Annotated in this window: 7 protein-coding genes and 1 pseudogene; 4 read left to right on the top strand and 4 right to left on the bottom strand. The window is 68.3% G+C overall.

Annotation, left to right across the window (positions count from 1 at the left end; translation table 11 throughout):
- Nucleotides 1–523 precede the first annotated feature (523 nt).
- Nucleotides 524–1,726: a hypothetical protein gene (locus JWQ05_RS14835; protein WP_299659723.1), complete on the top strand. Its 1,203-nt coding sequence runs from the start codon at nt 524–526 to the stop codon at nt 1,724–1,726.
- A 36-nt stretch (nt 1,727–1,762) separates the two neighbouring features.
- Nucleotides 1,763–2,284, top strand: a complete 522-nt coding sequence (locus tag JWQ05_RS14830; protein ID WP_299659721.1) for a hypothetical protein — start codon at nt 1,763–1,765, stop codon at nt 2,282–2,284.
- A gap of 99 nt (nt 2,285–2,383) precedes the next feature.
- Here JWQ05_RS14830 and JWQ05_RS14825 read toward each other — a convergent pair whose 3' ends face one another.
- The 3 genes from JWQ05_RS14825 to JWQ05_RS14815 form a co-directional block, all read right to left on the bottom strand.
- Nucleotides 2,384–2,824, bottom strand: a complete 441-nt coding sequence (locus JWQ05_RS14825) for a DUF779 domain-containing protein (RefSeq protein WP_299659718.1) — start codon at nt 2,822–2,824, stop codon at nt 2,384–2,386.
- A gap of 98 nt (nt 2,825–2,922) precedes the next feature.
- Nucleotides 2,923–4,443 (bottom strand): aldehyde dehydrogenase, encoded by a 1,521-nt coding sequence (adh, locus tag JWQ05_RS14820; protein WP_299659715.1) that lies wholly within the window; start codon nt 4,441–4,443, stop codon nt 2,923–2,925.
- A 207-nt stretch (nt 4,444–4,650) separates the two neighbouring features.
- On the bottom strand, nt 4,651–6,054 hold the full coding sequence (locus JWQ05_RS14815; RefSeq protein ID WP_299659712.1) for a serine hydrolase: 1,404 nt from the start codon (nt 6,052–6,054) through the stop codon (nt 4,651–4,653).
- Nucleotides 6,055–6,411: 357 nt separating this feature from the next.
- On the opposite strand from JWQ05_RS14815, the gene JWQ05_RS14810 reads away from it, so the two are divergent.
- Together JWQ05_RS14810 and JWQ05_RS14805 are read left to right on the top strand one after the other, a co-directional pair.
- Nucleotides 6,412–7,581, top strand: coding sequence for a multidrug effflux MFS transporter (locus JWQ05_RS14810; RefSeq protein WP_299659725.1), 1,170 nt, complete (start codon nt 6,412–6,414; stop codon nt 7,579–7,581).
- Between the two features lie 78 nt (nt 7,582–7,659).
- Nucleotides 7,660–8,196 carry a DoxX family protein gene (locus tag JWQ05_RS14805; RefSeq protein WP_299659709.1) on the top strand — a complete coding sequence of 179 codons (537 nt, stop codon included), beginning with the start codon at nt 7,660–7,662 and terminating at the stop codon, nt 8,194–8,196.
- A gap of 5 nt (nt 8,197–8,201) precedes the next feature.
- On the opposite strand, the pseudogene JWQ05_RS14800 reads toward JWQ05_RS14805, so the two are convergent.
- Nucleotides 8,202–8,703 (bottom strand): annotated as a pseudogene (locus JWQ05_RS14800) (MFS transporter); the annotation flags it as partial.

Raw genomic sequence — 8,703 nt, 5'->3', positions numbered from 1 at the left:
CGAGATCACCGCCGCCAGCGTCAGCCGCGCCTGAACGCCTGCCGGCTAAGCGGATTACTTCGGCGGTGAAGACCGCCGTCTCGCTCCCCGGGCGTCACCGCCCGGGGAGCGATCTGCATTCTGGAGGCGGAATCGATCTCGGAGGCGGTTCTGCCGGGCATTCGAGGCCGGCGTCAGGACCCTAACCCTGACCGGCCGATACCGCCTCCAGGGTTGAGATCAGGACATCACACACCACCGGGCTGTCACTCCAACCCCAGCCAATGCTCGATCTCCAGAAAAAATTCCCTGTAAAACCGCGATCGAAACATTCCCGTATGCTCAGCAATTCTGACCGGCGATACGTTTTACTTCGGAAGCCAATTGCAATGGAACATCACCAAAGCGGTCTCATCAATCGTCCTAATTTGGAAACGGCACGCCGCCAGCCGGATCAATAGAACTTCCAAGAATTCAGCGCTTCGTGGTACGTGACGGAACCATAGCCATAAGCCACGGACGCCCCGGCATTGCGGAGTTGCCCATGAGATCCCGGTTCCTGCTGCCCATGCTCCTCGCCGCGACCGGCATCGGGATGGCGTTGTCGGGTGCGTCGGCGAAGGGCACTCCCTTCGCGACGGTGAAGGACTGGGACATCAGCCGGGAGGTCCGGGGCCAGACGACCACCTGCATCATGGTGCGCGGCTACAAGGACGAGGATGACGAGAACGCCAGTTCGGTGGCGCTGTCCGCCTTTCCCGGCTTCCTCGGCATTTCGCTGGGTTACCAGGGCTGGTCCCACGACAAGGGGAACCGGACCATCGTCCTCCTGATCGGGGGCAAGGTCGTGGACCTCCGCTCCAAATGGGAAGCGGACGATACGCAGATGAGCGGGCGATTGTCGGACCAGCTGCTGCCGCAGCTCAGGAGTGCCGACAACATCGTCCTTCGCTTCAAGGACGGGGACGCCGACTTCAAGATCCCGGCCTTCGCCGAGGCGTTCGACGCCCTGAAGCAATGCGAGAAGGGACCGGACAAGCCCGCCGCGGAGACGCCCACGGCCGAGATCCCGCCGGAAGCCCGCATCGCCCACTATTCGACGGGGCTCTTCTTCCAGAAGGCGCTTCAGGATTGCGATGTCGCGACCACGAAGAAGCAGCGCGCCGACCTCGACGCCAAGGTCGCGGTGATGCGGCCCGAGATGAGCCTGATCCAGCCCCTGATCGACGCCGAGTTGCGCAAGCGCTTCGAGGACCCGAAGGAGACGTTCTGTCCGAAGCCGAGCGATGGCGCCCAGTTCCCGGCGGTCCTCGAACAGTACCTGACCCTGTCGCCCGAGGCCTTCGACGCCGAGACGACGCGCCGGCAGGCCGAGAAGAAGGCGGCCGCGCGTCCCTCCGAGACACGCATGAAGGTCTACGGCATGGGGCTGATCTTCCAGAAGCTGATGGCCAGCTGCGAAATCCCGACGACGTCCCGGCAGCGCGCCGAATTCGACGCCAAGCTCGCCACGATGACGCCCGAGATGGCGCCGGTCGCGGAAGAGATCCAGGCGAAGCTGCAGCCGACCTTCGCTCGATCGAGCGCCGAACTCTGCGCCGCGTTCCGGGATCTCGCGGAGGATACCCAGCCGATCACCCAGTTCTCGACCCGGACACCCGAAGACTTCGCGGCCTTCATGGATGCGCGCGAGGCGGCCAAGTCCGCAAAGGCGCCGCCGGCCTCGCCGCCCGACGCCAAACTCTGATCCCCTCGGCGTCCCGTCCCTTCGGAGCAACCCATCATGAAGCGCCTGACCCAGGCCCGGTCCTGCCTCCTCGGCCTGCTCGCCGGCCTCGCCCCCCTGGTCGCGCAGGCTCAGGAACGCCCGCTCTTCGAGAGCGTGAACGGCTGGCAGGTCGAGCGCGCCGGCAGCGTCACGGGGGTCAACCCGTGCGTGATCGTCCGATCCTACGTCGACGAGGACGATGACGACGCCGACAATTCCATCACCTTCGCGCTGGAGAACAAGGCGCTCGTGGTGGTGCTCACCTACAGCAAGTGGTCGCACGACAAGGATGAGAAGATCGTCGCCGCGACCGAACTGGGCGGCAAGACCGTGAACGCCAAATCGACCTGGACTGGCAACGGCACCCAGATCGTCGGCTCCCTGCCGGCGGGCCTCGCGGAGAAAGCCGCCGATTCGGAAGAGATCGCCATCAAGGGCAAGGGCTGGAAGGCGAGCTTCGATCTCAGCGGCGCGTCCGAGGCCTTCGCGGCGATGAAGCGCTGCAATGCGGGCGAGAAGCCGAACCCGCGCACCTGAGCGACAGGGCGCGAAACCCGAGGCGCGGGTCCGGCCACCCTTGGCCCGACGTCAGATCTTGCCGACCTTAGACCTTGCCGACCTTAGATCCTGCCGACCTTAGATCTTGCAGGCGCTTTCCAAAGCGGTGTTTTCGGCGGCCGTGAACAGGCGCGAGCGGATCAGGAAACGCTTGTCGCGCCCGTTCTCGAGGGAAAACATGCCGCCGCGCCCGCGCACCACGTCGAGGATGAGGTGCGTGTGCTTCCAGACCTCGAATTGCGGCCGGCTGATCCAGAAGTCGGCCCCCGCCACGGTGCCGAGGTGGACGTCGCTGTCGCCGGTGAGGAAATCGCCGAGCGGGTAGCACATGGGCGAGGAGCCGTCGCAGCAGCCGCCCGACTGGTGGAACATCACCGGCCCGTGCTCGGCCCGCAGTTCCGCGATGAGTTCGACGGCGGCCGGGGTGGCGGTGACGCGCAGCGGCGTGCCGTCGGCGCCGACCTGATCGGCGGTGGTCGAATCGGGGGAGGCGAGGACGCTCACGGGTTCGGTCTCCATGGGTATGTTGACCCGGTCAGATAGGGCTGCGCCACGAAAAAGCCCCGGCCGTTTCGGGCCGGGGCAGGTTCCCGCGGGTCGCGGTCGTCCGACCGCGCTTAGAAGAACCCGAGCTTCTTGGCCGAGTAACTGACCAGCATGTTCTTGGTCTGCTGATAGTGATCGAGCATCATCTTGTGATTCTCGCGGCCGATGCCGGACTGCTTGTAGCCGCCGAAGGCCGCGTGGGCCGGGTAGGCGTGGTAGCAGTTCGTCCAGACGCGGCCGGCCTGGATGGCGCGGCCGAAGCGGTAGGCGCGGGTCCCGTCGCGGGTCCAGACGCCGGCGCCGAGGCCGTAGAGGGTGTCGTTGGCGATCGAGAGCGCGTCGGCATCGTCCTTGAAGGTCGTCACCGAGAGCACGGGCCCGAAGATCTCCTCCTGGAAGATGCGCATCTTGTTGTGGCCCTTGAAGACGGTGGGCTTCATGTAGAAACCCTCCGCGAACTCGCCGTCCTTGACGTTGCGCTCGCCGCCCGTGAGGCACTCGGCGCCTTCCTGGCGGCCGATGTCGACGTAGCTGAGGATCTTCTCCAGCTGCTCGGAGGACGCCTGGGCCCCGATCATGGTGGCGGGGTCGAGGGGCGAGCCCTGCGTGATCGCCTCGACGCGCTTGATCGCCCGCTCCATGAAGCGGTCGTAGATCGACTCGTGCACCAGCGCCCGGCTCGGGCAGGTGCAGACTTCGCCCTGGTTGAGGGCGAACATGGTGAAGCCCTCCAGCGCCTTGTCGAAGAAGTCGTCGTCCTCGTTGGCGACGTCGGCGAAGAAGATGTTGGGCGACTTGCCGCCGAGTTCCAGCGTCACCGGGATCAGGTTCTGCGAGGCGTACTGCATGATCAGCCGGCCCGTCGTCGTCTCGCCGGTGAAGGCGATCTTGGCGATGCGGGGCGAGGAGGCCAGCGGCTTGCCGCATTCGAGCCCGAAGCCGTTGACGATGTTGAGCACGCCCGGCGGCAGCAGGTCCGCGATGAGCTCGGCCACCACGAGGATCGAGGCGGGCGTCTGCTCGGCGGGCTTCAGCACCACGCAATTGCCGGCGGCGAGTGCGGGCGCGAGCTTCCACACCGCCATCAGGATGGGGAAGTTCCACGGGATGATCTGGCCGACGACGCCGAGCGGCTCATGGAAGTGGTAGGCCACCGTGTCGTGGTCGATCTCGGAAATCGCGCCTTCCTGCGCGCGCACGCAGCCGGCGAAGTAGCGGAAATGGTCGATGGCGAGCGGGATGTCCGCATGCGTCGTCTCGCGGATCGGCTTGCCGTTGTCCCAGGTCTCGGCGAGCGCGATCAGATCGAGGTTGTCCTCCATCCGGTCGGCGATTTTGTTGAGGATGCGGGCGCGCTCGCCCGGTGACGTCCGGCCCCAGGCTTCCTTGGCGGCATGGGCCGCGTCCAGCGCCTTGTCGACGTCGGCGGCGTCCGAGCGGGCGACCTCGCAGATCACCCGGCCGGTGATGGGCGAGGTGTTCTCGAAGTAGCGGCCGGCCACGGGCGCCAGCCATTGCCCGCCGATGAAGTTGTCGTAGCGGGCCGAGAACGGGGCCTTGGTGCCCTGGTCGAGAAATTCCGGCTTGTTCATCGCGTATCCTCCTGCTTGTTTTTATGAGCCGCAGCCAAGGCCAGACGCCGAGACGAATCAAGGTGGACTTTTGGCCAAGGAACGCTGCGGACGAACGTGGCGGCGAGCGCGGTTCGACCGCGAAGCCTCGCCTGCGCGCGGAATGGCGTTCCGGCGCTCGACCCGATGGTAGACCCGTTTCGGAAGGTTGGCGACCCGGCCGGGGCCTTAGCGCGGCGCCAGCCAGGCGAGACGGCGTGCGGTGATCCGCCGGGCGGTCCGCGCATCGATGCGCGGCCCCGAGCGGGCGGAGCCGGGGGCATCGAGGAGGAGCCCGGTGGCACGGCCGTCGGGCTCGAGATCGAGGGCGATGCGGGTTCCGTCTCCGGCCACGAACACGCGGTCACTCTCCGGCATGAGCTCGAGGCGGGCGAGCCCGGTCCCCTGCGCGACCAGCCGGTCCCCGGAGCGGGTCAGGGCCACGACGGCGCGCGGGCCGACGCGGTAGAACCCGACGTAGCGGTCGAGGACATTCGGCGGAACCGTGATGCCGGTGGCCTCCGGCTCGCCCAACGCGAGAGCGCCGAGACGGCGCGACAGGGCCTGGGCCGGCGCCGTCTCGGTGTTGCCGAGGACCACGATGGTCAGGCCGAGATCCGGATAGGTGTCCTTGATCGCGGAAAACCCGTTCAGGAAGCCGCCATGCGACCAGAGCCGCCGGCCATAGGCCGTGCCGAGATACCAGCCGAGCCCGTAGCCGTGACCGCGATCCTGGAACATCGCCGCGACGGATTCCGGCGCGAGGACGCGGCCGGAAAGCAGGGCCCGGTCCCAGGCCACGAGGTCGTCGAGGGTCGAGACCAGCCCGCCGGCCCCGAGGGCCGCGGATGCGGCGACGGGGGGCGCGTTGCGCCAGGTTCCGGCCGCCCGGTGATAGCCCTCGGCGCGGCGCGGGATCACGCGTTCCGGGTCGGCATCACTCGTATCAGACAGCCCGGCGGGGGCGAGGACGAGACGGCGCAGGGCGTCGGCGAACGGTTCGCCGGTGATCCGCTCGATGATCGCGCCGAGCAGGACGTATCCGGTGTTGCTGTATTCCTGCGCCGAGCCCGCCGGGAATAGAAGCGCCTCGGAGAACAGCCGGCCGACGACCTCCATCGGGGTGCGTGCGGTCCGGGCGATCACCGTCGGGTAGTCGGGCAGGGCGGTGACGTTGGGCAGGCCCGACGTGTGGTCGAGGAGCATCCGCAGGGTGATGGGCGCCCAGGACGGTGGCAAATCCGGCATGTGCCGCGCGGCCGGATCGTCGAGGGCGAGCCGGCCGTCCTCCTGGAGCCTGAGAATCGCGGCCGCGGTGAATTGCTTGGTCAGCGAGGCGATGCGAAAGCGGGTGTCCGGCGTGTTCGCCACCGACCACTCGCGGTTCGCGAGCCCGTAGGCGCGCCGGAACAGCACGACGCCGTCGCGCGCGACGATGACGGCTCCGGAGAAGATACCAGCGCGGGCATAGGGCTGCACGATGGCGTCGGCCCGCTCGGCGAAGGGCGCCTCCGGTTCCGCCGCCGCGGGTCCGATCGCCACGAGCGCCAGGAGCAACCCGAGCAGGACGATGCGACGTCGCGTCTCCGGCACCCCGACATCCTCCCGATCGAACCGCACCCGTCACCCGCCGGCACGATTCGAAATGCCGCAGGTGGTGAGGGTTAAGCGCGACCGCTTGTGCGGAATTGTGGCGGTCCGGCCCGGAGCGCCCGCGCGGCTGCCATGCGGCGCGGGCGATTGCCCGGCCTTCGCGGCGGCACACTTTGGGGCGAGAGACAGTTTCTCCTGCGTCAGCCGCTCGCGCCGATAAAAATCTCCCAAGGACAGCCCGCCGTGACAACCACCCCGGTGACGACCGCGCGTGCGCCGGTCTCGACGCCTCAAGACACAGCGACCAAAGTCTGGACGGGCCCCGGCTTCGGCGAGTTCGTGGGAATCGTCGCGCTGATGATGGCGGTCACCGCCATCTCCATCGACAACCTGCTGCCGGCCTTTCCGGCGATCCAGGCGCGCTTCGGCGTGCCGGACGCCAACAGCCTGCAGCTCCTCGTCTACGTCTACATGATCGGATTCGGTGCCGCGCAGATCGTCTACGGGCCGCTCTCGGACACGTTCGGCCGGCGCTCCGTGCTCCTCGCGGGCCTGGCGATCTACGTGGTCGGAACGGGGCTGGCCATGGTGGCGCCGTCCTTCGGTTGGCTGCTCGCCGCCCGGGTCATCCAGGGCCTCGGGGCCGCCAGCGGCCGCGTCCTCTCCACCGCCATCGTGCGCGACCGTTTCGCGGGCCGCGAGATGGCGAGCGTGATGTCGCTGATCATGATGGTGTTCCTCATCGTGCCGATGATCGCGCCGGCCATCGGCGGCGCGATGCTGCTGTTCGGCTCCTGGGTCTACGTCTTCGTCTCGATGCTGGCACTGGCCGGCATCCTGATCCTCTGGTTCGCGGCCCGGATGCCCGAGACGCTCCACCCGCAATACCGGCGCCCGTTCTCGCTTCGCGCCGTAGCCCAGGCGGTGGGGCTGACCTTCCGCAACCGGGTGGCGGTCGGCTACGCCACGGCGCTCGGCCTGCTCACCGGCTGCATCATGGGCTATGTCGGCTCGGCCCAGCAGGTCTTCGACACGGGCCTCTACCATCTCGGGAACCTGTTCCCCCTGGCCTTCGGCCTCGTCGCCGGGGCGATGGGCGCGGCCACGCTGCTGAACGCGCGCCTCGTGCGCCGCCTCGGCATGCGACCGCTCTCGCACGCGGGCCTGAGCCTGTTCGTCGTGGTCGCGGTCGGTCAGGTCGTGGTGGGCCTCGCCTATCACGGACACCCGCCGCTCGCCCTGTTCCTCGCGATTCTGGCCGCCAACCAGTTCCTGATCAGCTTTGCCATGCCGAACTTCAACGCGCTGGCCCTGCAGCCGCTGGGCGAGATCGCCGGCACGGCGTCGTCCTTCCTCGGCTTCTACACCACGGCGCTCGGCGCGTTCTGCGGCTACCTGATCGGGCAATCCTTCGACGGCTCGGTCCTGCCCATCGGCATCGGCTACGCCATCCTCGGCTCCCTCGCCCTCGCGGTCGTCGCCTGGACGGAGCGTGGACGCCTGTTCCGGGGCGGCGTTTCCGGTTGAGGCGTGCGCGTCCTTAACGCCGTCTTCAGCGGGGGCCGACAAAGCTCGGCATCGACCCCGACAGACGGAGACCGATGCGTGACCGGCCGTGCCCAAGACGGACTGCTTCTTCTCTCGCGGCTGCTCCTGGCCGCAGCCCTCCTGCCGACGGGCATCGCCCGCGCGCTCAACGTTTCCGGCTTCGCGCTGACGCTCGCCGGCATTGGCCTGCCGTCCCCCAACGCCGTCGCGACCGCGGCGGTGATCGTCCAGGTCTTCGGGCCCGTCGCGTTGATCCTCGGCGTCTTGCCGCGCCTCAGCGGGCTGGCGCTCGCCGCCTTCGTGGCGGTGATGGCCGGCCTGCTCCATCCCTTCTGGCAATATATCGGCCCGAGTGCCGTGGCCGAGCGCACGCTGTTCCTGGCCGATCTCGGCCTCGCCGGCGGCTTCCTGATGTATGCGATGACCGGCCCCGGGGCCTGGAGCTGGCTGGGCTGGCGCCAGGGCGCCCGTGCCTCGGCTGGTCCAGCCCGGGCCGCGCCTGCCAAGACCACGTCCGCGAAGGCCACGTCCTCGAAGTCGGGGGCGAGGCCCAAGCGCCCCGCCGGCCGCGTCCCCGCCCGCGCCGCCGCCTGACTTTCCTACGGCGTCGCGTTCCGAGCTTCCTCGGCCACGCGCCGCTGGCCTGAGACTTCCGCCCCGGCATTGGGGTCGAGCCGGCGAAATCCGAAGAACGAAGCCAGCGAGATCATCGAGACGGTAAGGAAGGCCGGCCCGAAATCCGCGGCCGCGATCTCGGATCGTCCATAGGCGGCCGCATGCGCCTCGAGGGCGAGGGCGCCGATCGAGACGCCGAGACTGAGCGAGAGCTGCTGGGCCACGCTGGCGAGGCTCGTCGCCGCGCTCATCTCGGGTTTGTCGAGTTCGGCATACGCGATGGCGTTGACGCAGGTGAATTGCAGGGAGCGCACGCAGCCCCCCAGCAAAAGCACGCAGACGATGACCGCGTGCGGGGTCTGCACCGTGAAGAGCCCGTTCACCGCGAGGAAGCCCGAGGCCACCACGGCGTTGACGAGCATCACCCGGCGAAAGCCGTAGGCGCGCAGGATTCGGGGGCCGATGATCTTGATGAGCAACGCGCCG

The sequence above is a fragment of the Methylobacterium sp. genome, from assembly GCF_028290105.1.
Classification (GTDB): Bacteria; Pseudomonadota; Alphaproteobacteria; order Rhizobiales; family Beijerinckiaceae; genus Methylobacterium.
Note: the sequence above shows the minus strand (reverse complement) of the source record. Positions and strands in the feature narration are given on the sequence as shown.

What these genes read in the sequence shown, in the direction of transcription:
- JWQ05_RS14835 (WP_299659723.1), top strand. Translation starts at nt 524, where the DNA reads ATGAGATCCCGGTTCCTGCTGCCCATGCTCCTCGCCGCGACCGGCATC.
- JWQ05_RS14830 (WP_299659721.1), top strand. Translation starts at nt 1,763, where the DNA reads ATGAAGCGCCTGACCCAGGCCCGGTCCTGCCTCCTCGGCCTGCTCGCC.
- JWQ05_RS14825 (WP_299659718.1), bottom strand. Translation starts at nt 2,824, where the DNA reads ATGGAGACCGAACCCGTGAGCGTCCTCGCCTCCCCCGATTCGACCACC.
- adh (WP_299659715.1), bottom strand. Translation starts at nt 4,443, where the DNA reads ATGAACAAGCCGGAATTTCTCGACCAGGGCACCAAGGCCCCGTTCTCG.
- JWQ05_RS14810 (WP_299659725.1), top strand. Translation starts at nt 6,412, where the DNA reads ATGATGGCGGTCACCGCCATCTCCATCGACAACCTGCTGCCGGCCTTT.